We start from the raw sequence: 24811 nt of genomic DNA, 5'->3' as shown, positions 1-24811 counted from the left end.
CCTATGACTCTCACCCAGCACGACATCGACGCGGAGATCGCGGCCGAGCACGCCGCCTACGAGAAGCGGGTCGCCGACGGCGCGCCCGTCGAGCACCACCCGCGCCGCGACTACGCCCCGTACCGGTCCTCGGTGCTGCGCCACCCGAAGCAGCCGCCGATCGCCATCGACGTCACCAAGGACCCGGAGCTGGTGGAGCTGTCCTCGCCCGCCTTCGGGGAGCGGGACATCACCGACGTCGACAACGACCTGACCCGGCAGCACACCGGGGAGCCGGTCGGCGAGCGCATCACCGTCTCCGGCCGCCTCCTCGACCGGCACGGCAGGCCCGTGCGCGGGCAGCTCGTGGAGATCTGGCAGGCCAACTCGGCCGGGCGCTACGCCCACCAGCGCGAGCAGCACGACGCGCCGCTGGACCCGAACTTCACCGGCGTGGGCCGCACCCTCTCCGACGACGACGGCTTCTACCGCTTCACCACCGTGCAGCCCGGCCCCTACCCGTGGCGCAACCACGTCAACGCCTGGCGCCCCGCGCACATCCACTTCTCCGTGTTCGGCTCGGCGTTCACCCAGCGCCTGGTCACGCAGATGTACTTCCCGAACGACCCGCTGTTCCCGTACGACCCGATCCTGCAGTCGGTGACGGACGACGCCGCGCGGCAGCGGCTGATCGCGACCTACGACCACAGCCTGTCCGTGCCGGAGTTCTCGCTCGGCTACCACTGGGACATCGTGCTCGACGGCCCGAACGCCACCTGGATCGAAGAAGGACGCTGACCCGCCATGACGAAGATCGACACGAGCATCCCGGAGCAGGTGCTGCCCACGCCGTCGCACACGGTCGGCCCCTTCTACGGGTACGCGCTGCCCTTCCGCGGCGGCGAGGACATCGCGCCCGCCGGGCACCCGGACGCGGTCACCGTGCACGGGTACGTGTACGACGGCGAGGGCAACCCGCTGCCCGACGCCCTGCTGGAGCTGTGGGGGCCGGACACCGAGGGCCGGGTGCCGACCGCCGACGGCTCGATGCGGCGCGATCCCGCCTCCGGCGGCTTCCTGGGCCGCAACGGCGTGGAGTTCACCGGCTTCGGGCGCATCCAGACCGACGCGAACGGCCACTGGTACGCGCGGACGCTGCCACCCGGGGCGCGCGGGCGCAGTGCGCCGTACCTGAGCGTGTGCGTGTTCGCGCGCGGGCTGCTGGTGCACCTGTTCACCCGGCTCTACCTGCCGGGCGACGCGGCGGTGCTCGCCGCCGACCCGCTGCTGTCCCGGGTGCCGGCCGAGCGCCGCGACACGCTGGTCGCGGCGGACGAGGGCCACGGGACGTACCGTTTCGACATCCGCCTTCAGGGCGAGGGCGAGACGGTCTTCCTGGAGTTCCAGTGACATCACCTGCCGACCCCGCCGACGCCGGCACGAGCCTGCTCGCCCCCGGGTGGGCGGGCTCGCCGGCCGCGTCCGCGACCGGCGAGCACGCGTATCTGCGGGCCCTGCTCGACGCGGAGGCGGCGCTGACCCGCGCCCAGGCCGCGCTGGGACTCGCCCCGGCCGAGGCGGCGGACGCGGTGAACGCGGCCGCGGCCGACCCCGGCGCCTTCGACGCGCGCTCCCTGGCCGAGCGTGCCCGGGGCGGCGGGAACCCGGTCATCCCCCTGGTGGCCGACCTGACGCAGGCGGTCGGCGAGCCGTACGGGCCGTATGTACACAGGGGCGCGACCAGTCAGGACATCCTGGACACGGCGACGATGCTGGTCGCCGCCCGCACCCTGGACCTGCTGCTGCCCGACCTCGCCCGTACGGAACGGGCGCTGGCCCGGCTGGCCGCCGAGCACCGGGACACGCCCATGCCGGGCCGCACCCTGACCCAGCACGCCGTGCCGACGGCCTTCGGGCTGAAGGCGGCCGGATGGCGCGCGCTGGTGCTGGACGCGCGGGACCGGCTCACCGCGGTGCGTGACGCACTGCCCGCCCAACTCGGCGGCGCGGCAGGCACCCTGGCCTCTTTCGAGGCGTACGGCGCGACGGACCCCGTCGAGCTCCCGGCTGCCTATGCGCGTGAACTGGGCCTGCGGAGCCCGCTGTTGCCCTGGCACACGCTGCGCACCCCGATCGCCGACCTGGCCGGCGCCCTGGCCTTCGCCGCCGGGGCGCTCGGGAAGTTCGCCGTGGACGTGCTGACGCTGTCCCGCACCGAGATCGGCGAGGTCGCCGAGGGCAGCGGGGGCGGCTCGTCGGCGATGCCGCACAAGGCCAACCCGGTGCGGTCCACGCTGATCGCGGCGGCCGCCCGGCGCGCCCCGCAGCTCGCGGCCACGCTGTACGGCTCGCTGCCCGCCGAGGACGAGCGGCCGGCCGGGGCCTGGCACGCCGAGTGGGAGCCGCTGCGGGACCTGCTGCGCCTGGCCGGCGGCGCCGCCCGTGACGCCGCCGAGCTGGCCGAGGGGCTGCGGGTGCGCCCGGACGTGATGCGGGCGCACCTCGGGCTCACCCACGGGCTGATCGTCTCTGAGCGGCTCTCGGCCGAACTGGCGCCGGTGCTCGGGCGGGCCCGCGCCAAGGAACTGCTCACCGACCTGGCGGCGCGCGCCTACGCCGAGGACCGGAGCCTGGGCGAACTCCTGGCCGAGGTGCCGGAGTTGCGGGCACTCGACCTCTCCGCCGCGACCGACCCCGCCCGTTGCACGGGTGCCGCCGCCGTCCTCACCGACCGTGCTCTGGAGCGACGTTGACGACCATGCTGAACCATCTGTCCGAAGGCCCCTCCTCCGCTCCCCCACTGCTGCTGGGCCCCTCGCTGGGCACCTCGTACGCGCTGTGGGACGCGGTGGCGCCCGAACTGTCCATCGGGCACCGGGTGATCCGCTGGGACCTGCCGGGGCACGGGGGCTCGCCGGCCGGCCTGATCGGGCCCGGCGCCACCGTCGGGGACCTGGCCGACCTGGTGCTGGCGCTCGCCGACTCGCTCGGGGTGGAGCGGTTCGCCTACGCGGGGGTGTCCCTGGGCGGTGCGGTGGGCCTGCACCTGGCCGTGCACCGTCCGGAGCGGGTGTCGTCCCTGGCGGTCGTCTGCTCCTCGGCGCACTTCAACGGCGCGAAGCCGTGGGAGGAGCGGGCGGCGCAGGTGCGCCAGGAGGGGCTGGGACGGCTCGCGGAGAACGCGGACGCGCGGTGGTTCACCCCGGGTTTCACCGTGCCGCGGCTGGTGCGGGACCACCGGGAGGCCGACCCGGGCGCGTACGCGGCCTGCTGCGACGCGCTGGCCGCCTTCGACCTGCGGGACCGGCTCGGTGAGATCACCGCGCCCACGCTGCTGGTCGCGGGACGCGAGGACCCGGCCACACCCCCCGCGCACCTGCGGGAACTCGCCGACGCGGTACCGGGCGCGACGCTGACGGAGATCCCGGGCGCCTCTCACCTGGCGCCGGCCGAGCGGCCGGAGGCGGTGCTGACGGCGCTGCGGGCGCACTTCGACGGCGGGGCCCGGCGGGGCATGGCGGTGCGGCGCGAGGTGCTGGGCGACGCGCACGTGGACCGGGCGCAGGGACGCCAGACGCCCTTCACCGCCCGCTTCCAGGACTTCATCTCGCGCTACGCGTGGGGCGAGATCTGGACCGACGAGACGCTCTCGCGCCGCGAGCGCAGCATGGTCACGCTGACGGCACTGGTCGCGCACGGCCACTACGAGGAGCTGGCCATGCATGTGCGGGCGGCGCGGCGCAACGGGCTGAGCGCCGACGAGATCGGCGCGGTGCTGCTCCAGACGGCGGTGTACTGCGGAGTGCCGGCCGCGAACTCGGCGTTCGCGACGGCCCAGCGGGTGCTGGCCGAGGAGGCGGACGGCGCCGCGGAGTGACCCTCCTCGGCGCGCCCTGGCGGTGCCTCAGCCCGCGTGTCCCTCCGCCAGGGCCTGACGGGCGCGGGCCGCGAGACCGTCGGCGCCGCAGGACTCGGCCAGCGCCAGGCCCCGGTTCAGCTCGGCCGCCGAGCGGGCCGCGATGCCGTACTCCACGCGGGCGGCGGCGTGTTCGTACTGGCAGGGCGAGGCCTCCAGGTAGGTGACGGCCTGGGCGGCGAGCCGGACCGCGCGCTGACCGGTCTCCAGGGCGGCGGCGCAGCGCAGGGCCTCTCCTATCGCCGTGTCCGTGCCGAAGCGCTCGGCCTGGCGGCGGGCGTCGGTGGCCAGCTGGGCGGCGCGGCCGGGGTCCTCGGTGGCCAGCGCCCGGGCCAGTTCGGTCGCCCAGGGGACGACCACCGGGTTGTGCCGGCCGCGCCCGGCGGCGGCCTTCTCGGCGGCCTCCAGTTCGTTGACGCCCTCCTTGGTGCGCCCGGTGGCGAGCAGCAGCCGTCCGCGCACCGGGCGGGGGTCGGGCAGCACGATCGTCGACGGGTACGGCGGTGCGAAGCCGTACTGGTCGGCGACGGTCCTGGCCTCCTCGACATGGCCGCGGGCGAGCAGGGTGTCGATCAGGTTGCAGATCGCCGACCAGTACAGCGGCAGTCCGCGGCCGACGCGTTCGGCGATGCGCAGTGACTCGCGCAGCGACTGCTCGGCCTCCCTCAGCCGGCCCCTCCTGCGGTGGCCGAGACCGACGTAGGCGTGCGCGAGGGAGAGGTGGCCGCCGCTCCAGCCGGCGCTCTCGTAGGCGCGCAGGGCCTCGGTGAACAGCGCCTCGGCGCGGTCGAGCCGGTCGGCGTAGGCGTAGGAACTGGCCAGCATCATCGGCAGTTCCAGGCCCCACTCGGTGTCGGTCCAGCCGAGTCCGGGGGCGAGGCGGCCGTTGACGAGGGCGCGGTCGCACAGTTCGACGACCTCTTCGGCGCTCTCGCCGTGGGTCATGGCGTCGAAGCCGCGCAGGATGAGCAGGGCGCGCTCGGCGTTGTCGCGGCCGGTGCAGGTGGCGGCGAGCTCGGCCAGGCGCGCGGAGCGGTGGGGTGAGGAGGTCTCGCCCGCGTGGATGCCCTCCCACATGTACTGGGCGGCCTGGAGCCGCAGCCGCGCCGAGGGGTCGGGGTTGCGGGCGGCCTCCGCCTCGACGGTGCGGACGGCCTCCTCCAGCTGGTCGTTGTGGAGCAGGGCCTGGGAAAGCCGGAAGACGGCGTCCACGCGCTGCTCGCCGTCCAGCCCGGGCATGGCGAGCGCGGTGCGCAGGTGGCCGATGGTGGTGGCGGGCGCGGTGAGGAGCGTGGCGCAGCCCAGCTCGAACAGGACGCGCGCGTGGGACTCCGGCAACGGCGGTTCCTGGAGCGCCCGTTCGAGGCAGCGCCGGGCCGCGTCGGGGGCTCCGACGGCGAGGTGTTCGCGGGCGGCCTCGCGCAGCTGGGCCACGACCTCCTGGTCGTCGTCGGGATACACCTGGAGCAGGTGCCGGGAGGCGGCCGCCGCGCCGAGCCCGGAGTCGGCGACCAGCTGGGCCGCTATGCCGTGCATCGCCGTGCGCAGCGCGTCGGGGATGGAGTTGTAGACGGCGGTGGCGATCAGCGGGTGGACGAACTCCAGCTCGTCCGCGCCCGGTTGCCCGGAGCCGGCGTCGGGTACGGACAGGATCCGGGCGCCCCGGAGCAGTTCGGCGCAGCGGGCGGCGTCGGCGCGGTCCAGGGTGGCGAGCCTGGCCACCATGTCCACGGTGATGCCGCCACCGAGGATGGCCGCGGCCCAGGCGAACCGGGTGGAGTCGACACCGAGTTGCTCCAGGCGGGCGACGAGTCCGCCGCCGCGGGCGGAGCGGTTCAGGGCCCGCAGTTCGGCGGCCTCCGCCTCGACGGGTTGCAGTTCGCTGTCCTGGACCTTCGCGAGGAGTTCGACGGTCTCGTAGGGGTTGCCGCCGGTGACGGCCCACACCTCGCGGCAGAACGCGGCCTCGGCGTGGGTGCCCAGCGTGGCGCGGGTGAGTCCGGCCGTCGCCTCCGGGGTGAGGGCGTTCAGCGGGGCGAGGGGCCGGCCGACGGCGGTGGCCGCCTCCAGGTGGCGGGCGCTGTCGCCGCTGACGTCGCCGGGGCGGCGGGCGATGACGACCAGGACGGAGGTCTCGTCGAGCCGTTCGGCGAGCGCGGCGAGCCAGCGCAGCGTCTCCTGGTCGGCCCAGTGCGCGTCGTCGATCAGCAGCACCAGCGGCCACTCCCGGCGGGCGAGCCGGCGTACGGCGGCGACCAGGCCGTCGCACACGCCCTGCGGGTCGGCCTGCCGCTCACCGGGGTCGGCTATGCCGAGGGCGGGCCCGGCGATGTCGTACCAGTCGCCGAGGTATTCGCGGGCCTCCTCGGGGAGCATGGACACCAGGGCGGGCTGGAGCAGTTGGCGCACCACGTTGAAGGGGACCGACCTGAGGGTCTCGCCGCCGCGTGCCGACCAGACGGTGCAGCCCCGGGCCTCGGCGATCCGGCGGGTCTCGGCGAGCAGTGCCGTCTTGCCGACGCCGGCCTCGCCGCGGGCCTCCAGCAGGGTGCCGGGGGACGAGCGGTCCGCGCACAGGGTGTCCACCGCACCCGTGATGGTGGCGACTTCCTCGTCGCGCTCCCAGAGGGAGGCCGGGACGGCGCCCGCCCGCCGTACCTCCGTCATCCCGCTACCTCCCCGAGTCGCCCGAATGACGTACAGAGCCTGAGCCTAGCCCTCCGATCGCACAAGTGGTGGGTGCTCCGCCGACCAGTTGCCGTGACGGGTGACATGCGGTAAAGCGTGGACGACGCGCCGGGCCCGTCATCAGCGGCGGTGCGGCCGGGTGCCCGTCAACCTCGTGCGGCGAGCGGGGCCGGCCCGACCGGAGAAGGGACGGGGCCGGGCCTCTCATCCGGCTTTCACCGACGCCTCATACGGTGGGCACATGACGCAGGCGACTCCTCCCGGGTGGTACCCGGACCCCGGACAGAAGAATGACGGTCCCGCCACCGAGCGCTGGTGGGACGGCACGGCGTGGACCGACCAGGTGCGCCCCGCGGGGGCGGACGCCGCAGGTGCCCCGCCCGCGCCGCCGTCGGCGCAACCGCCGCTGACGCCACCGGCGCAGGACACCGCCGCCGGACCGTATCCCGTGCACCCGGGGTATCCGGGCGTTCCCGTCCAGCCGCCGTCCGCACGACGGCGGCGGCTGCGTACCGGGATAGCCGTGGCGGCGGCGGTGGCGGTGCTGGCCGGCATCGGGGCCGGCGTGTACGCGCTGACCGACGACGGCTCGGGCGGCAACGACGCGGGCGCCTCGCAGCAGGACCGGCGCGGCCCCGGCGACCGGACCGACCCCTTCGGCGACCCGGGCGGCGGTGACGGCGGCGGCGAGGACGGCCGGTCGCCCGCGCCGGACTCCCCGGACGAGTCGGAACCGCCCACGATCGACAGCGGCTCGGTGACGGACGCGTTCAGCGGCGTCAGCCTGCCCATACCGGACGGCTGGTCGGGGCAGGAGTTGCAGGTCGGCGCGCAGGTGACGTCGGACGACGCCTACAAGTGTCCCGGCGACACCTCCAAGTCCTGCACGAAGGGCGGCGCCTACTCGGCCCCCGCCGCGCTCCTGAAGACCGCGGGCGACACCGCGGAGGAGGTCGCGAAGGCCGACATCGAGGCGAACGCCGAGGAATCGTACGGCGGTGAGTCCTACGGCGGGATCACCTCGCACGAGGAGCTGGCCTCCAGGGCGGTCACGGTCGCCGGGCAGAAGGGCTACCTGGTCCGCTGGAAGGCGGTCACCGCCAAGGGCTCCGACGGCTTCGTCGAGTCTCTGGCCTTCCCCTCGCCGGCCGATGCCTCGCGCATCGTCGTCGTCCGCTTCGGTGTCGACACCGACCAGAAGCAGACGGTCATCGACGAGATCACCAAGGGCATCGAGGTGGACACCTCGGCCGGCGGCGGGGGCAGCGGCCAGGACGTCTGACCGGTCCGGCGGCGCCTGCGCGGGTGTCGCCGGAAAACCGTCGGCCGGGTGGGGCGCCCTTCCGCTCAAAGGGTGCCCCACCCGGCCGGGGGTGCGCGCCGCCCCCGTCCCCACGGTGCGGCGCGGGCAGGCCACCGTCCAGTCATCCCGTGGACGGCGGCCTGGGTCTCAGGGGAGTCCGAGCGCCGGCAGCACGACGGCCTCCACGAACCGGACGAGGTACGCCGCGTCCGCCTGCTCGCCCTCCAGGACGGGCCGCATCCGCAGCATGCCGAAGAGCTGTGCGGGCACGTACTCCAGCGCCGGGTGGCCGGCCGGCACCTCTCCCCGTGCCACACCGCGCGCCAGCATGGCCCGCAGCGCGGCGATCTCCGGCTCGACGAGCGCCTCGCGCAGGGCGCACTTGAGTTCCGGGTCCTCCATGACCGCGTGGCCGAGCGCCTGGAGCAGCCCGGTGTCCTTGCCCGACCCCTCGCCCGCGGCCGCGGCCGCCTGGCGCAGGTCCTCGGCGAGCGACCCGGTGTCGATGTCGGTGAAGCGCACCCGGCGGCTGGAGCGCAGTGCGGCGGCGACGAACTGGGGCTTGGTCTTCCACTGCCGGTAGAGCGTGGACTTGCTGCACCGGGTGCTGGCGGCGATGCCCTCCATGGTGACGGCGTCGTAGCCGCAGGAGCGGAGCTGGTCGAGCACGGCGTCGAAGAACTCCTGCTCACGCTCCGGCGTGATCTTGGAGCGGCGCGAGCTGCCGGCCGTTTCCGGTCGGTCCACGTCCTGCGACGTCATCGGCTCCGCTCCCTCTCGCTCGTGCGCGGAATTCCCGTTCGGTCCCGCGATCCGGTGTGTCCCATGTCTATCGATACGCCAGTGTACCGGTACCCGACCGTATCGGTACACTGGCGTATCGGAACGAGGTCGTATCGATGAGAACCGTCACACGCCCCCGTACCCGACGAGCCACACGCACCACCGTCAGCGAAGGGGCCGGGGGAATGAATGCCCGCAGTGAGCCTGCAGAAGCGGGGCCGGACGCGCCCGCGCGCCCACCGCTCGTCCGTGAGCTCCTGCTCGTGGCCGGGCTCTTCCTCGTGTACAAGTTCGGTCGCCAACTGGCGACCGGTCACACCGCCGAGGCCTTCCGCAACGCCCACCACGTGTGGGACTGGGAGCGGGTCCTCCACCTGCCCGACGAGGGCACCGTCCAGTCGCTGCTCCTGCACGGCGACACGCTGGTCCACGTGGCGAACACGTACTACGCCGCCGTCCACTTCCCGGCCACCCTGGCCTTCCTGGTCTGGCTCTACCTGCGCCGGCCCGCGCACTACGTCTGGGCCCGCCGGGTCCTGGCCGCGGTGACCGGCGCAGCGCTGGTGCTGCACCTCCTCTTTCCACTCGCCCCGCCGCGCATGCTGGGCGCCACCGGCCTGCTCGACACGGCCCGGCTCTTCGGCCCCTCGGTGTACGGGCCGCCGCGCACCGACGCGTTGTCGAACCAGTTCGCGGCGATGCCCTCGCTGCACTTCGGCTGGGCCCTGATGCTGGCGATCGGCCTGATCGTCGCGACGCGGACGCGGTGGCGCTGGCTGTGGCTGCTGCATCCGCTGGTGACGCTGCTGGTCGTCGTGGGCACCGCGAACCACTACTGGCTCGACGTGATCGTGGCCACGGCGCTGCTGGGTCTCGCGCTGGCGGCGCTCCGGGTGCCGGTACCGCGGCACCGCCCGCGGTGCGGCCTGCCCCACCGGCGGTCCGAGGTGCGGCGCCGGTCGTCGGCCGAGCGTCCCGAGCTGGTCGGGGCGGGCCGGTGAACGCCGCCCTCGTCGCCGTACTGCTGTCGCTCGTGTCGGCCTGTGCCTACGCCGCCGCGGCCGTCGCCCAGGAGCGGCTGGCCTCGCGCGCCTCCGGCGCCGGTGCGCTGCGGATGCTGGCCTCCGGCGCCTGGTGGTGGTCGGTCGCGCTCAACGCCTCGGCGGCGCTGCTGCACGTCGTGGCGCTCAAGTACGGTCCCCTCACCGTGGTCCAGCCGCTCGGTGCGCTCACCCTGGTCGCGGCGGTGCCCCTGGGCGCGCGGCTGGCGGGCCGGAGGGTGAGCGCGATCGAGTGGCGGGGCACCGGGCTGACGCTGCTGGGGCTCGGCGCGCTGCTGCTCACCGCGTCGGGGCCCGCACCGGACGACGTGCTGAGCGTGCCGGAGGCGCTGACCGTGTCCGGCGCGACGGCGGCGCTGATCGGCGCGCTGTCGTGGCCCGGCGCCCGGCCGGGGCTGCGGCACGCGACGGCGTCCGGCATCGCGTCCGGCGTCGCCTCGGCGCTCACCCAGACCGTCACGGTCGCCGTGACCGACCGGTCGGGCCCGCTGCTGAGCGTCCAGGTGATCGGCGTGGCCGTGCTGGTGGCCGCCTTCGCGGCGGGCGGACTGCTGCTGTCCCAGACGGCGTACCGGGGCGGTCTCGGCGCCCCGCTGGCGGTGGTGACGCTGGCCAATCCGGTGGCCGCCGCGGTGATCGGGCTCTCCCTGCTCGGGGAGCGGCTCAGGGGCGGCGCGGGCGGCGTGCTCCTCGCGCTGACCGGTGCGGCGCTGGCCGCCTGGGGAGTGCTCCAGCTGAGCCGGGCGACCCCGGGGCGCCCGGAGCCCGCCGGTCCGGTGACCGCCGGCCCGCCCGGTCCGCCGCCCGTCGGTCCGCCGCCCGGGCCGGTGCCGGAGGGTCCGGGGCAGCCCGGGCCCGGGCTGGTGCCCCGGCAGCCGGGGCCGGGGCACCTCACACGGCTCTAGTCGGGGGCCGGCGTCGCCTCAGTCCGTGATGATCGCCGGGTCGCTGGTGCCCGGCCGGCCGTTCTCCACGTGCCCGGCGAAGCGCCGCAGGAACGCCGGGTCGCCCTCGGCGGTGACCGTCACGTCGTACCAGCGCCGGCTGCGCGCGAGGTCGACGGTGTGGTGCACGGTGGCGCCGGGGCGCACGGTGAGGGTCCGGGTGCGGCCGTCGTAGGCGTTGGCGATCCGGAGCCGGGCCGTGCCGGTGCCGGTGTGGGTGACGGTCAGCCGGAGGTCGTCGCCGTCGTGCCGTGCGGTGACCTCGGGCCCTGCGGGTCCGGCGACCGCGTTGGCGCCCCGGAAGACCCGCAGGAAGCCGGCCGGGCCGTGCACGCTCAGGTCGTAGGAACCGGCGGAGTACGCCGAGTTCCAGGTGTCCGCGAGGGACTTGCCGGCCTCGGTGGTGTACGTCCAGGGACCGTCGGTGCGGTTGCCGGAGGTGACGAGGAAGGCGGCGCCGGCCCGGGCGCCGGAGGCGAAGGCCAGGGTGAACTTCCCGGCCGCCGCGTCCACGGCACCGTCCACGTACGGGTCGTAGCGCAGCGGGCGGGTGGGGCGCGTACCGCGTTCCTGCCGGGGCATGCCGGGGTCCGCGGGCGGCGTCGGACGGTAGTCGGGGTGGCGTTCGCGGTCCGGCGGCTCGTAGGCGTCGGTGTCCGGCAGGCGGGCGGGGCGGCTGTCCTTGCGGGAGAAGTCGAAGGCCGAGGTCAGATCGCCGCAGACGGCGCGCCGCCAGGGTGAGATGTTGGGCTCGCGGACGCCGAAGCGGCGCTCCATGAAGCGGATCACCGAGGTGTGGTCGAAGGTCTCGGAGCAGACGAAGCCGCCCTTGCTCCACGGTGAGACGACCAGCATGGGCACGCGCGGGCCCAGCCCGTAGAAGCCCTCGCGGTGGGTGGCGCTGCCCTTGAAGACGTCCAGGGAGACGTCGACGGTGGACCGGCCCTGCGCGGCGGACTTCGGCGGCAGCGGCGGCACCACGTGGTCGAAGAAGCCGTCGTTCTCGTCGTACGTGATGAACAGGGCCGTCTTCGCCCACACCTTCGGGTTGGAGGTGAGCGCGTCCAGCACCTGGGAGATGTACCAGGCGCCGTAGTTCGAGGGCCAGTTGGAGTGCTCGGAGAAGGCTTCCGGGGCGGCTATCCAGGAGATCTTCGGCAGCTTGCCCGCCTTGACGTCGGCGCGCAGCCGGTCGAAGTAGCCCTCGCCGCTCCTGGCGTCGGTGCCGGTGCGGGCCTTGTCGTAGAGCGGGTCGCCGGGCTTCGCGTTGCGGTACTTGTTGAAGTAGAGCAGGGAGTTGTCGCCGTAGTTGCCGCGGTAGGCGTCGTCGATCCAGCCCCAGTGGCCGGCCGCGTCGAGGCCGTCGCCGATGTCCTGGTAGATCTTCCAGGAGATCCCGGCCGCCTCCAGCCGCTCGGGGTACGTCGTCCAGTCGTAGCCGAGTTCGTCGTTGCCGAGGACCGGGCCGCCGCCCTTGCCGTCGTTCCCGGTGTGTCCCGACCACAGGTAGTAGCGGTTTGGGTCGGTGGAGCCGATGAAGGAGCAGTGGTAGGCGTCGCAGACGGTGAAGGTGTCGGCGAGCGCGTAGTGGAAGGGGATGTCCTCGCGGGTCAGGTACGCCATGGTGGTGGTGCCCTTCGCGGGCAGCCAGCGGTCGTACTTGGCGTTGTGGTAGGCGTCCTGTCCGTCGGACCAGCCGTGCGGGAGCCCTTCGAGGAACTGCATGCCGAGGTCGTCGGCCTCCGGGTGGAACGGCAGCACCTCCGTGCCGTCGCCCTTGCGCTGGTGCCACACCGACCTGCCGTCGTCCAGCCTCACCGGGTGCGGGTCGCCGAAGCCGCGGACGCCGCGCAGCCTGCCGAAGTAGTGGTCGAACGAACGGTTCTCCTGCATGAGGACGACGATGTGCTCGACGTCCTCGATCGACCCCGAGCGGTGGTTCGCCGGGAGCGCGGCGGCCCGGTCGATGCTCGCGGACAGGGCGCTGAACGCCGTGGTGGCGCCCGCGAGTTGGAGGAATCTGCGCCGGTTCACTTCGGCCATGGGGTGAGGGACCTCTCGCCTTGGGGGGTGTTCAACCGGCCGGACGGCGCCGGGTGATGACGGAATGCGCGCGAAAGGAGTGTTCCAGGAGCAGCAAACGTCAGGGAAGGGTCCGGTGGCGCTGGTGTGAAAGTCACCGGTACGCGAGGTGTGCCGGGCCCGCCGTCCGGGGATGGTCGCGATCATGACAGGCATGGACACGGACGCACCCGCACTCCCGGCCCGACGGCCCGTACGCCAGCTCCTCGCCGCCTCGGTGGGCAACGCCGTGGAGTGGTACGACTGGTACGCCTACACCTTCCTGGCCACCTACATCGCGGACCAGGTCTTCCCCGAGAGCGCGGACAACTCGCTGGTGCCGCTGCTGTCGACGTTCGCGGTGTTCGCCGTGGGCTTCTTCATGCGGCCCGTCGGCGGGCTGCTGATGGGCGCGATCGCGGACCGGCGGGGCCGGCGGGCCGCGCTGACCGTCACCATCCTGCTGATGGGCGGCAGCAGCCTGCTGGTCGGGCTGACCCCGACGTACACGGCGGCCGGTGTGCTCGCCCCGGTCGTCCTGGTCGTCGCGCGGCTGCTCCAGGGGCTGTCGGTGGGCGGCGAGTTCGCGGCCTCGACGACCTTCCTGGTGGAGTCCGCGGGGCCGGGCCGGCGCGGCCTCTTCTCCAGCTTCCAGTACGTCTCGACCACCGCGGGGCAGTTGGTGGCCTCCGGGATCGCGACGCTGCTGGTGGACACGTTGAGCGAGGACCGGATGAACGGCTGGGGATGGCGGATCCCCTTCGTGTTCGGCGCCGTCCTCAGCCTGGTCGGCTTCTGGATCCGGCAGGGCGCGCAGGAGACCCGCAGCGCCGAGCAGCGACGGGCGCCGCGCCCCGCGCTCTTCGAGGCCCTGCGCCGCCATCCGCGCGAGTCGCTGCTGATCTGCGGCATCACGGCAGGCGGCACGATCGCCTACTACACGTGGACGTCGTACCTGCCCACGTACGCCGAACTCAACGCGGGCGTCGCCAAGTCGGACGCGCTGCTCGCGGGGACCATCTCGCTGGCCTTCTTCGCGCTGCTCCAGCCGCTCGGCGGCATGCTCTCCGACCGGTTCGGGCGCCGTCCCCTGCTGCTCTTCTTCGGCGTGGGGTTCGCGCTGCTGAGCGTGCCGCTGCTGCACTCACTGCGCGACTCCTTCGCCGTCCTGCTGCTCGTGCAGTGCGCCGGGATGGTCCTGCTGACCGGCTTCACCTCCATCAGCGCCGCCGTCAACGCCGAGGTCTTCCCGCCCCGGGTGCGGGCGGCCGGGATCGGCTTCCCCTACTCGCTCACGGTGGCGCTGTTCGGCGGCACGGCACCGTACGTGGGCACGCTCTTCAAGGACCTGGGCCACGCCGGGCTGTTCCCCTGGTACGTGGCCGTGCTGTGCCTGCTGTCCTCTCTGGTGTACCTGCGGCTGCCGGAGACGGCGCACAAGCGGCTGGAGCGCTGACGCCGGGCTCCGCCGCCTCGTTTCGCGCCGGGCTCCCGCGCCGGGGTTGCGGCTCACCGGTGCCAGAGGGCGCGTCCCAGGGCCTCCTCCGTGCCGGCGAGGTAGACGGCCGTGGCCAGCCACTGGGCCGCGTAGTGGTCCTGGTCGTCCCCGGCCGGGCGCCCGAAGGCGTCGCGGGGACGCCGGGCGGCCACCGCGCCGAGCGCGGCGAACAGGTCAGCGCCGGTGGTGAACCCGCCCCGGCGCAGGGCGGCGGCGTGGCCGTCGCGGTCGCCGTCGCGCGCGGGTTCCGCGGCGGCGCGGCGGCCTCCCGTGACCGCCAGTTCGACCAGGTCGCGCACGCGCCGGAGCGGCGAGTCGAACGGGCCGCCATCGGCGGCGGTGAGCGGGGACGGGGACGGGGACGGGCAGGGAGCCTCGGGCGGGAAGTGCTCGTCGACCAGCAGGTCGTAGCCGAGGTCGGCGCGGTCTTGCCACCGCCCCGGCAGGCGCAGGGTACTCGCCCCCGCGCCGGGCACCGGCCCGACGGCCAGGGGACGCAGGGTCGTGACCCGGTCGGGGTCCACGCGGCCGAGCACGCGTACCCGCAGGCCCGGACACGCGCCCAGTCGCCGGAGGTTGGCGGTGTGTGCGAGGACGGGATGCCGGTGCGCCGGTGCCAGCCGGACGGCCGGCCCGGGGGCGTCGTCGGTGAGGACGCGGACCAGCACCCCCTCGCCGTCGGCGGCGACGATCTCCACGTCGCATCTCGTCAGCGGCGGGGCGTGCCCGGCCCCGTCGGGCGCGGCGGCCGCGGTGGTCGCGGGCACGGCGTCGGACCAGGGGCGTCCGGCGGCGAAGGCGGCCCGGGCACCGCGCTCCGCGAGCAGGCGGCCAGCCGGGGCGACGACCGCCCCGGTGACGATCACCCCGCCGCGGGACAGCCGCTCGTGGTCGCTCAGGAGGGACCGGAGGGCGACGTGGGCGGTCCCGGCGCGGCGGGCTCGCGCCGGGCCCCCCGGTCCGACGTCGCGGAGGGTGTACCAGCGGCCGGTGTCGTCGACGAGATGGGTGACGACGCCGCCCGTGCCGCCGGGTCCGACGACCGGTTCACGGCAGACACCGTAGAGGCGCAGGGGTTGGTCGGGGTGGTGGTTGCGGGGGACGCCACCGATCAGGCCGGGATCGGGGTCGGACGCCTTCAGACGGTGCGTGACGAGGAGGAGTTCCCGCAGGGCGGCGACCAACTCGCCCGTACGGTGGGCCTGGTGCGCCCCCTGTGGGCCACGCGCGTCACGGACGTGGCGTACGACACCGAGGGCCGCGGCCTCCGCCCGGTGCAGTCCGGCCAGGCGGGCGGTGTGCGCGGCCCGGAGCAACTCGGCCTGCGGGACGGCCCCCGCGGCGGTGGCTCCGGCGGCCAGGATGGTCGAGGCCGCCGTCCAGAGCCCGCCGGCGGCACGGACCTGCCCGGCGGACGGGGGTTTGGGTGCGGGCTCGGCGGGCGGGGAAGGCTCGGCGGACAAGACAGACTCGGCGGGCGGGGCCTTCGTGGGGGACGGGAGCGCGTCCGTGACCGGGCTCGCGCCCAGGACCGCGGCGCGGTGGAGGCAGCGCGGGGACAGCAGGCAGGTGCAGTGGGCCTGGTCGGGGGAGGTGATCGTGCCGGACGGGCCGGGGGTCAGGGTCACCCGCGCGTCCTCGCCGAAGCGGATGCCGTACGTGCCGTCCGCTGCGGTGTCGACGGGCGTGGCGGCCAGCGACTCGACGGCCGGGTCGAGTCTGCGGCGCAGCCGGGTGGTCAGGCTCTCCACCGCGGCGGCGAACACCTCCGGTGCGACCGGCGGGAGCGAGGGCCCGGTGTCCGGGCGGGCACGGGTCATCTGGAGGCTCCTCGGACCTGCTCGCCGACCCAGCGGGCGAGCGAGAGCGGGCTGAGGGCGGCCACCGGCATTCCGGCGGCGGCGAGTCGGCGGGCGACCGGCACGGAGTAGCGGGGCACTCCTCCGCCGTCGAGCGCGGCGCAGCCCAGCAGCCGGACGCCGGAGGACACCAGGGCCCCGGCCTCGGCCAGCAGCCCCTCCACCGCGGCGCCCTCCTCGAAGTCGCTGACGACCACCACCAGGGTCCGGTCGGGCACCTTCACCAGGGAGCGGGCGTGGGCGAGACCGGCCGCGATGTGGGTGCCGCCGCCGACCTTCACCTCCAGCAGCAGCGAGAGGGGGTCGGTGACCAGGCCGGTGAGATCGGCGACCTGGGTGCTGAAGGCGAGGAAGTGGGTGGAGAGCACGGGTGCTCCGCCCAGGACCGCGGCGGTGAGCGCCGACCACACCACGGAGTCCTCCATGGAGGCGGAGACGTCGACGACGAGGATCAGCCGCCAGTCGTTCCGCCGCGCGGTACGGGTCTTGAACACCGGCCGTTCGGGGACGACCTCGGCCCGCCCGTCCTCCCGCCTGCGGATGTGGGCGAGGTTGGCCCGCAGCGTGCGGGGCAGGTCGAGCGGGCCGCCGGGGCGCCGGGTGGGCAGCGGCGAGGTCAGGCCCGTCAGCGTGGGGCGCAGTCGGGTGGCGAGTTCCCGGGTGAGTTCCTCGACCAGCCGCTCCACGAGCGGCCGCAGCCCGGCCAGCCGCTGCTCGGGCATCCCCCTGGCCAGCGACAGCACGGTGGACAGCAGTTCCACGGAGGGCCGCGCGGTGGCCGCGTCGAGGAGGTCGACGGCGTCCGTACGTCCCTCGGCGACGGCACGCCCGAGGACTTCCTCCCGGATGTCCGCGCCGAAGAGCGCCCGGAGGTCCTCGGCCCAGTGCCGGACGCTGGGGTAGCCGCGCCCCCGGCCGCCGCTCCGGTCGTCGGCGGCGTCGCTGCCTCCGGTGGGCCCGCCCGCGCCGGGCTCCGGCTCGCCGCCGCCCCCACCGTCCCCGCCGGACCCGTCCTCCCCCGTCTCCCCTCTTCCCCCGCCCGCTGCCTCGCCCTCCCGCTCGAACAGTTCGTCGAGGGCGCGGGCGTACGGCCACAGGGCCGCGGGGAGTTGCGCGGTGTCGCGGCCCAGCAGCAGCCGCCAGCGGTCGGCGGGGCCGATCCGTGGGGCTCCGGCTCCGGGCACGGGCCCGGGGGCGGGCCGCTCCGTCGGCGGCGCGGCGGCCGGAGCGGCCCCGGTGGGTGCCGGTGCCGATGCGCCCACCAGGCCCGCCAGGCCCAGGTCCCGCAGCAGGGCGTATCCCTCGCCGTCGGCCGCGGCCCACCGCCCGACCAGCTCGGCCGGGGCCCGGAGGCGGAGGCCGGGCCGGTCGCCCAGGCGGTCGGAGACGGCCGCGAGCACACGGGTCCGTCCCTTCGGAGTGAGCGCCCGGAAGCCGCCGCGCAAGGGGTACAGCCGGTCGAGGAAATCACGGTCGCTCATGGTCTCCACGCGCTCGTACAGCGGGCCGAGGGCGGGGGACGCGGACTCCATCAGCGGTCCGGCCGCGAGCAGCACCCCGGTGAGCCGGCGTTCCAGCCGGTGCCGGCCGTCCGGTCCCGTCGCGGTGTCCACCCAGCCGGCCAGCCTCCTCCCCAGCAGGTCCGAGCCGTCGAGGTCCAGCAGGACCCGGGCGGCCTGGGCGGCGCCCTGGAGGAGCGGGGAGCCGGTGCGGGAGAGCGCGTACAGCTCGCCGTCGAGCCGCAGGCCGAGCCGGTCCTCGGCGCTGCGGACGGCGAGGGTGACGACCGCGACGGCGTCCCGGGGCTCGTCACTGCCGGCCAGTCCCGGCAGCACGCGGACGGCGGCTTCCAGCAGGAGGCCGGTGAGCCGCGCCGCCCTGGCCCGGACGCGTTCGGTGGTGCCGGGCAGGTGCCGTCGGCGTAGGGACTCCGACAGGTCGAGGGCGTCGAGCAGTTCGGGCAGGCCCGCGGCGTCCGGCAGGACGCGCTCGGCCTCCGCGAGTCCGTCCTGGAGCAGGTCCGCGAGCGCGCACCGGGCGGCGGCGCCCAGCAGCGCGACGACCCGGGCCGGGGTGACCCGCCCGGCCTCGGCCGCCCTGCGGTGGTTCTCCCGCAGGGTGCCGTCGGCCGCCTGGGCGGCGGTGACCCCTCGGACGCCGACGAGGTCGAGGCGGGCGGCGACCGACGGGGTCCACGCGGCCCGCCAGCGGGTGGTGAGCGCGCTGCCCTCCCCGGCCGCGCTCACCTCGACGGGCTCCGCGTATCCCACCCCGCATTCCCTCAGGCGCTGGAGCAGGATCTCGCGCCGGGCGTCGAGGTCGGAGCGGAGCGGGGCGAGCCGGACGTCCCGGCCGTCCGGGTCCGCCGGTCCGGGCAGTCGCAGCGCGGCCAGTTCCGCCTCCACCCAGGGCCCGAGGCCGGAACGGGGGGTGCCGGGCGCGAGCCGGCCGCGGCCCGGGCCGACGAGGACGAGGCGCAGTTCCCGGTCGGGGGACCGGCCCTTGCCGAGTACGGACGTCACCGCCTCCAGCAGTTCCCCGCGGCCGGGGGCGGGCAGGCCGCGCAGGGTGCCGAGGTCGCAGGCCAGCCGCAGGGTCTCGACGGCCTCTCCGGTGCCCGCCGTGTCGCCGGACGCGCGGATCTCCCGGCACAGTTCGGTGATGAACCGGGCGGCGGCGTCACGGACGCGCCCGGGGTCGCCGCCGGCGTCGAGCACCGCCTGCCGCCAGCGCGGGTCGCGGATGCCGGCCGGGTAGCCGGAGCGGGGATCCAGCAGCGCGAAGGCGTACGCCACGAGGGACGTGACGACCGTGGAGCCGGGGCCCGGCAGCCCGGCGGCCTCGGCCTGCACGGACTTGGCATCCACGGACTCGGCCCGCTCGTCCGGGTCGGCCAGCCCGGGCGCGTGGAAGGCGCCGACCACCGCCGCGGCCCGGCGCGGCCCCGCCTCGGCGAGGACCCGGCGCATGTGTGCCTCCCGGGCCAGGTCACCGGCCGCGATCCCGCCGTGGGCCGCGGTGTCCTCGCGCAGCGCCCGCCCGAAGCCGAGGGCGGCGCGCCGCACGGCCTCGGGAGCGCCGCCGGGCGCCAGTGCCTCGACGGTGCGCTCCCACAGCTCGTCGACGTCGGCAGCGGTACCGTCCGGCGGCCCGCAGGACCACGCCGGGTGCGCCAGCGGCAGGTCGCAGCAGACCACCTCGGCGCCCCGGTCCCGCGCCCAGCGGATCGCGGCCAGTTCCGGCGAGAAGTCGGCGAGCGGGTAGAAGTGCAGCCGGCCGTCCTCGTACGCGCCGCTCAGGGCCACCGGCGCCACGGTGTGCGGATCGGCGAGATACGGCAGCCACGGCTGGAAGTCGGCCGGCAGCTCCACGCAGACCACCTCGGCGTCCACGGCGTCGAGCAGCCTGGGGACGGCGACGGCCAGTGCGGGGCTGTGGTGGCGTACGCCGATCAGGTACGGCCGCGCGCGGGCTGCCGGTGGGGTCGTCGAAGCGGTGGTCTGTTCGCGTGCGGTCATGGGTCCCGGTGCGGTCGGACGGGTGCTGGGCGGGGATCGGCCAGGAGTGGGGCGGGCAACGAGCACGAGTGGGGCGGGCGTCGGACGGGTTCGGACGGGAAGGGGCGGGGACGGCCGCGGGCGCCGGCCGGCCCCGCCCAAGTCCGACGTCAGCGGCGGCGCTTCCGCGGTCGCGGCACCTCCAGTTCCTCCAGGCGCGGCCCGTCCCCGTCCTGGACGCGCCGCCAGGCCTCCCGGTACACCGCGGCGACGGGCCGGGTGGGCACGACGACTCCCAGGACGGGCGCCTCCCCCTCCAGCAGGTCGTACATCGGCAGCTTCCACCGCTCCAGCGGCAGGTGCGGATTGCCGGGCTGGGTCCAGCCGCCGGGCAGGAACAGCGAGCGTCCGGCCTTGGCACGGCTGCCCTCGACCACGAGGCCGGTTGCGGCGAGTTCGGCCCGGGCGGCGCGCAGCCGGGCGGTGCCGCCGCGCTGCCCGCCCCAGCCGGTCCAGCGTGCGGTGTTGCGGTCGGTGGGGTCCGGCATGGCGAGCAGCATCAGGTACAGGACGGCGGCGTCCTCGCCGAGGCCGTACCGCTTGGCCGCCTCCCCGACCAGGTCGGGCACCGAACGGGCGGGGTCCTGGGGCCACCAGAGCCCGTCCGCGTCGCGCTCGCCGGCCATGGGGTTGCCGGGGTCGGCGAGCAGTTCGGCGAACGGCCGGTCGTGGACCAGGCGCAGGGCCGTCTCCTGGGCGTTCGGCCGCTCCCCGGTGAACAGCGCCGCCAGGTGGGGGTCGTGACCGGCGGCGTCCAGCAGCGCCGGCCGGATGGCGGGGAGGGGGTCCGTCCGCTCGGTGCCCAGGACGACCGCGCCGTGGCGCTCGAAGCCGTCGCCGGTCTCCGTGGGGTCACCGGCGGCCCGCCGGAACGCCTCCCAGTCGATCCCCCGCCGGTCGAGGGCGAGCAGCAGGCCGGGGTGGGCCAGGCGCTCGCGCAGCGCGGTCAGTACGCCGGGCAGGGTGGCCCGGAGCGGGTCGCCGGACGGGAGCCGGTGGGCGAGCCATGCGGCCAGGGCCACCGATCCCTTGAGGACCGAGCTGTCGAAGCGGGGCGTCTTCTCGGCGGTCTCGAGGTAGTAGGGGCCGAAGCTCCACGTCAGGTCCGTCGTCAACCGGGGCTCGGTGGCCAGGTCCACGAAGCCCCGCAGGGCGTCGGCGGGCGCCCACCCCACGGGTTCGACGGTCCGGACCGCGTCGTGGAGCACCTCCTCGGGCAGCGGGGTGCGTCTGCCCAGCCGCTCGTTCCAGACCTCGGCCGCGCGGGCGGTGTCGGGGCCGTGCGTCCAGAGCCTGGACGGTTCGGTGGGCAGCAGGGCGGCCACCACGGCCCGCAGGGCGCCGATGTCGAGGGCCCTCAGCTCGTCCTTGGACACGCGGGCGTCGGCGGCCTTGACCCCGATGACCTTCAGCGTCGCGGAGGGCACGTTCACGCGCTTGTCGTCGATCTGCGGCATTCCGGCGAGCACCAGCCGGGCCGTGGTCGGGGTGACGCCGGTGAGCCGGGCGAACTCCTCGGCGGCCCCGGGGTACCAGGGCGCGGGGCCGCGCTCGGCCAGTTCGGCGCGGAAGGCGGCGACCCATCCGGGTGCCCGAGCCGGTTCCGGCACGAACGGCTCCTCGGACACCGGTGTGTAGGGGACGGGTGTCTCGAAGCGGCCGGACGGGTCGTGGTGGACCGCGCCGTAGTGCTTGCCCTTGATCTCGTAGGGTCCGTACTCGCGGACGAACTGGTACCAGTCGTCGGGGAAGACGAGGAACGCGCCGCCGTCCAGGTCGAGCACGGTCCCCTTCGTGTACCCGTACGTGGCGCCCGGCCCGTCGAAGGCGTCGGGGTCGAAGGCCAGGTGGACGCGGCGCCAGTGGCCGGGGTCCAGCTCCGTCAGCCCGTGCGCGTCCAGTTCGCCCAGGAAGGTGTCCAGGGCCTGCCGGTGTTCCTCCACGGTGGCCTCCGAGGCCGCCCTGAGCGCCAGTACGGCGGGCAGTTCGGGCAGGGCCAGCCCGTTCAGGTGCTCCAACGGCGCCTGCTTGGCGAGCGACAGGTGCATGATGCCGGCGGGTGCCGGTTCGGCCAGGCCCTTCATCGACCGGGCGAGGAGTCGCGGCAGCTCGAAGAGGTCGTGCCGGAAGTCGTAGTACCCGCGCGCGTCGCGTTCGGTCAGGCCGACGCCGTTCAGCGCGGAGGCGAGCAGGCGGTCGCCGAGCGCGGGCCGGGGTTCCTCCGGGGTGACGCCCCGGACCGCCGAGTCCAGCCGGGCGAGCAGCGCGTCCAGGACACGCTGCTGCTCGGCGGCGTAGCGCGCCACACCGGTGATGCCCCGGAGCAGCGCCTCGTGGCCGGCCTCCGGGATCAAGGTGCGGACGGGCCCGAGCACCGCGTCCCGGTCCGCCCCGTCCCCGGTCGTCTCGGCCGCGGCCGCGGCCAGCAGCGCCGCCGCGACGTCGTCGTCGACCCGGCGGAGCGCGGCGGAGCCCTGTGGGTCGCGGGGCCTGAGCAGGTGCCAGTAGCGCAGGGGCGGCAGCAGGGGGGTGCCCGCGGAGAAGGGACCGGCTGTCTGATCCCCGTTGAGGTGGGCGAGCACCGCCGTTTCCGAGTCCCGCAGTTGGAGGTTGCTCGACCATCGCAGCACGGTGACGGCCCGGTCGGTGCCGGGGAAGACCAGCACGTTCTCCGGGTTCCCGCCGACGCGCCACGGTACGACGACCGAGCGGCCGGCCAGGTCCTCGCCCTGCCGCGAGCCGTCGGGCAGGATGATCACCCGCCAGCCGAGCAGCCCGTCCACCGGGGCGCACACCGGGCCCGGTTCGGCGGAGGCGGCGGGCAGCAGCCAGGAGGTGCCCAGGGTGCTGCCCTCCGGCGCGGCGCGCAGCCCTTCGGCGAGCCAGTGAGGGCCGCCGCGCTCCCCCACCGTGTCGTCGGGGGGCTCGTAGGCGTGCCAGGCGCTGTTCTTCTCACGGGACCAGTCCTCGACCCAGACCCAGTACGAGGTGCCGTCGCTGATCACCCGCCGCCGCCAGGGGACGTGGGTGTCCCCGGGGCGCAGCACGCCGCGGCCGGTGGTCCTGCCGCCCCCGGGGAGGGGGAGGGTGGGGGTCGGCATGCCGTTCGTCCCGCCGCTGCCGTCCGCGTGGCAGACGTAGGAGGAGCGCACGTCGCCGACGAGTTCCGTCGTCGGCGAGACACCCGTGTCGGGGTGGTACCAGTAGCCGTACGAAGTGGACGTGGCGGACGCGTACCAGGAGACGAGCAGTCCGCCGTCCACGTACCGGACGTCGGGGCTGCCGGCGTCGTCCGGCAGGCGCAGCTCGTGACTGAGGACCGTGCCCTGCGCGCCGACGACCCGGGCGTGTGTACCGTCCAGGACGACGAGCTGCGGCCAGGCCTCCACCACGCGTGTCGCGCGGGCCCGCTCGGGGGACGCGGACGAGCCGATCGCCTCGTCCCAGGCGGGCCAGCCCAGTTCGTCGACGATGCCGTTGCGCAGGGCGCGGGCGAGCACGGGCGCCATGCCGGTGCCCAGCGCGTCCCGCACCTCCTGCTCGGCGGTCGCCAGGATCTCGCCCGGCAGCCAGTTCAGCGTCTCGAACGGGCCACTGTTGAGGGCGAAGTCGCCCAGTCCGCTGGTGAGATACCGGCGACTGACCCCGGCCACCCACTCGGCGAGCATCGGGCGGCCGCCCGGCGACTCGGCCAGCCGGGCCACGGTGCGCTTGTCGATGCCCTTGCGCTCGTAGGTGGGGCAGCCGCTCCGGAAGACCCCTCGGAAGCGGGTGTCGGCCTCCAGGGCGACGAGGTCGCGCCGTTGCTCGCGGGCCGCCCAGTCCTGGAGGTTGAGCCACGGGCGGTCCTCCGGGTCCCCGACCGGGATGCCCAGGGCGAGGAGCTGGTCGAGGAGGTCGACGTCGCCGACGGGGGGCCGCAACGTGCCTCCCTCGGTGTTCAGTTCGGCGCGCAGGGCACCGGCCATGCGGTCGACGAGGGGGTACAGCTCGGGCGGTGCGAGGCGCCGCCCGTCGGTGCCGCACAGGGCGAGGAACCGGCGCGTCCAGCCGGCGGTGCCGTCGGGGGACCGGGCCTCGGCGGGCAGCGTGGCGTCGCACAGTCCCTCGGTGGCGCCGGTCTTCTCCAGCAGGTCGAGCCACTGTCCCAGCTCCTCGTGCTCCCATTCCGAGGGGAGCAGTCCGAGCAGGGTGCCGCGGACGGCGGCTTCGCGCCGGGTCAGTTCGAGCAGGGCGGCCCGGTGGGCCTTCCACCAGCCGGGCGGTGCCTTGCGGGTGCCCGGCAGCGGCAGCACCTCGCGCAGGTAGGCCATCTCCTCGGCGAGCGCGTTCTTGCCCGCGACGGCCTTCGCCAGCCTGCGCAGATCACCCGCGCCCGGGCTCGACGGGGCCACGCCGTGCGCGGCGAGCCGGACGAAGAGCCCGCGCAGGTGCCGGAAGGCGGTGGGGGCCGGCACCCGGGACGAGAGTCCCTTGGCGTAGCTGGAGAGCACCTTGGTCGGCATGGCGTCGGCGAGGGCGAACTCCAGGAACACCGCGTCCATGCGGGCCTCGTCGAACGGCAGGGCGTGGGCCGTCTCGGCCTTGCGCGCGTTGACGAACATCTGGGAGGCGTACGCCTTCTCGCCGGCGGCCAGGAACACCCGGCCGGCCTCCTCGTAGAAGGTGGGCAGGAAGTGCGGCACGGAACCGGCGAGGCGGGCTCCGATCGACTCGTAGGTGGCGCGGGCCTTCTTCGCCCGGGCACGCACCGTCCGCGCGACCTTGTTCATCTCCTCGACCAGGGACATCGCGAGATGGCCGTCGGAGGGGTGGCGGACCAGCACCCACTCGGGGAAGCCCATGGCCCGGTGCTGTCCGACGCCGACCTCGACCGGCGCGCCCACGGGCAGCAGGCCGAGGAACCCGCCGCCGTCCCCGCCCGCCGCGTCCCCCGCGGCGGACTGCGTCCCGGACGGGTCGGCGGGCGTCAGGCGTACGACGACCCGGTCGTCCAAGCCGGGGTGGCGGTAGGCCCGGGTGAACACGGGCACGGCCCGGTCGCCTCCCCCGGTGGTGCCCGGGGGCAGTACCGCACCGGCGCGCAGCAGCTCCTCCACCTCTGCCGCCGCCCCGTCCCGTGTCGTGCCGTCGCTCATGATCGCGTGCCTTTCGTGGATGTG

Annotated in this window: 14 protein-coding genes; 8 read left to right on the top strand and 6 right to left on the bottom strand. The window is 75.3% G+C overall.

Annotated elements, in window-relative coordinates; translation table 11 throughout:
- The first annotated feature begins 3 nt into the window (after nucleotides 1–3).
- The 4 genes from pcaH to pcaDC are packed head-to-tail and all read left to right on the top strand — an operon-like array spanning nucleotide 4 to nucleotide 3856.
- Complete coding sequence (pcaH, locus tag ACZ6IM_RS34845; protein WP_469562319.1) at nucleotides 4–777, top strand: protocatechuate 3,4-dioxygenase subunit beta; 774 nt, start codon at nucleotides 4–6, stop codon at nucleotides 775–777.
- A 6-nt stretch (nucleotides 778–783) separates the two neighbouring features.
- Complete coding sequence (pcaG, locus tag ACZ6IM_RS34840) at nucleotides 784–1389, top strand: protocatechuate 3,4-dioxygenase subunit alpha (protein WP_469562316.1); 606 nt, start codon at nucleotides 784–786, stop codon at nucleotides 1387–1389.
- Nucleotides 1386–2732, top strand: a complete 1347-nt coding sequence (gene pcaB / locus ACZ6IM_RS34835; protein ID WP_469562313.1) for a 3-carboxy-cis,cis-muconate cycloisomerase — start codon at nucleotides 1386–1388, stop codon at nucleotides 2730–2732. Before pcaG ends, pcaB begins: the two co-directional genes overlap by 4 nt.
- A 5-nt stretch (nucleotides 2733–2737) precedes the next feature.
- A complete protein-coding gene (pcaDC, locus tag ACZ6IM_RS34830) occupies nucleotides 2738–3856 on the top strand; it encodes a bifunctional 3-oxoadipate enol-lactonase/4-carboxymuconolactone decarboxylase PcaDC (protein ID WP_469562310.1) in 1119 nt (372 codons plus the stop codon).
- Nucleotides 3857–3883: 27 nt separating this feature from the next.
- Here the strand turns inward: pcaDC and ACZ6IM_RS34825 are convergent, their stop codons facing one another.
- Complete coding sequence (locus ACZ6IM_RS34825) at nucleotides 3884–6562, bottom strand: ATP-binding protein (protein WP_469562307.1); 2679 nt, start codon at nucleotides 6560–6562, stop codon at nucleotides 3884–3886.
- 262 nt (nucleotides 6563–6824) lie between these two features.
- Between ACZ6IM_RS34825 and ACZ6IM_RS34820 the strand changes: the two genes are divergently transcribed.
- Nucleotides 6825–7865 (top strand): DUF2510 domain-containing protein, encoded by a 1041-nt coding sequence (locus ACZ6IM_RS34820; protein ID WP_469562304.1) that lies wholly within the window; start codon nucleotides 6825–6827, stop codon nucleotides 7863–7865.
- Nucleotides 7866–8033: 168 nt separating this feature from the next.
- On the opposite strand, the gene ACZ6IM_RS34815 is transcribed toward ACZ6IM_RS34820, so the two are convergent.
- Nucleotides 8034–8648 (bottom strand): TetR/AcrR family transcriptional regulator, encoded by a 615-nt coding sequence (locus tag ACZ6IM_RS34815; protein WP_469562301.1) that lies wholly within the window; start codon nucleotides 8646–8648, stop codon nucleotides 8034–8036.
- A gap of 206 nt (nucleotides 8649–8854) precedes the next feature.
- Here ACZ6IM_RS34815 and ACZ6IM_RS34810 point away from each other — a divergent pair, with 206 nt between their 5' ends.
- Both ACZ6IM_RS34810 and ACZ6IM_RS34805 read left to right on the top strand, forming a co-directional pair.
- A complete protein-coding gene (locus ACZ6IM_RS34810; RefSeq protein WP_052842275.1) occupies nucleotides 8855–9670 on the top strand; it encodes a phosphatase PAP2 family protein in 816 nt (271 codons plus the stop codon).
- The gene (locus ACZ6IM_RS34805) at nucleotides 9667–10635 is read left to right on the top strand and encodes a DMT family protein (RefSeq protein ID WP_469562297.1); all 969 of its coding nucleotides are present in this window, start codon (nucleotides 9667–9669) and stop codon (nucleotides 10633–10635) included. Before ACZ6IM_RS34810 ends, ACZ6IM_RS34805 begins: the two co-directional genes overlap by 4 nt.
- Nucleotides 10636–10653: 18 nt before the next feature.
- On the opposite strand, the gene ACZ6IM_RS34800 is transcribed toward ACZ6IM_RS34805, so the two are convergent.
- On the bottom strand, nucleotides 10654–12717 hold the full coding sequence (locus tag ACZ6IM_RS34800; RefSeq protein ID WP_469562294.1) for a phosphocholine-specific phospholipase C: 2064 nt from the start codon (nucleotides 12715–12717) through the stop codon (nucleotides 10654–10656).
- Nucleotides 12718–12889: 172 nt separating this feature from the next.
- On the opposite strand from ACZ6IM_RS34800, the gene ACZ6IM_RS34795 reads away from it, so the two are divergent.
- The gene (locus tag ACZ6IM_RS34795) at nucleotides 12890–14191 is read left to right on the top strand and encodes an MFS transporter (RefSeq protein WP_052842278.1); all 1302 of its coding nucleotides are present in this window, start codon (nucleotides 12890–12892) and stop codon (nucleotides 14189–14191) included.
- A 53-nt stretch (nucleotides 14192–14244) separates the two neighbouring features.
- On the opposite strand, the gene ACZ6IM_RS34790 is transcribed toward ACZ6IM_RS34795, so the two are convergent.
- The 3 genes from ACZ6IM_RS34790 to ACZ6IM_RS34780 form a co-directional block, all read right to left on the bottom strand.
- The gene (locus ACZ6IM_RS34790; RefSeq protein WP_469562290.1) at nucleotides 14245–16053 is read right to left on the bottom strand and encodes a hypothetical protein; all 1809 of its coding nucleotides are present in this window, start codon (nucleotides 16051–16053) and stop codon (nucleotides 14245–14247) included.
- The gene (locus ACZ6IM_RS34785; RefSeq protein WP_469562287.1) at nucleotides 16050–19610 is read right to left on the bottom strand and encodes a DUF5682 family protein; all 3561 of its coding nucleotides are present in this window, start codon (nucleotides 19608–19610) and stop codon (nucleotides 16050–16052) included. The genes ACZ6IM_RS34790 and ACZ6IM_RS34785 overlap by 4 nt, the downstream gene beginning before the upstream one ends.
- Nucleotides 19611–19759: 149 nt before the next feature.
- Nucleotides 19760–24787 carry a DNA-binding protein gene (locus ACZ6IM_RS34780; RefSeq protein ID WP_469562284.1) on the bottom strand — a complete coding sequence of 1676 codons (5028 nt, stop codon included), beginning with the start codon at nucleotides 24785–24787 and terminating at the stop codon, nucleotides 19760–19762.
- Nucleotides 24788–24811 lie beyond the last annotated feature (24 nt).

The sequence above is a fragment of the Streptomyces sp. NPDC042336 genome, assembly GCF_055581985.1.
The sequence above is the reverse complement of the archived record's forward strand: the minus strand, read 5'-3'. Positions and strand labels throughout refer to the sequence as shown.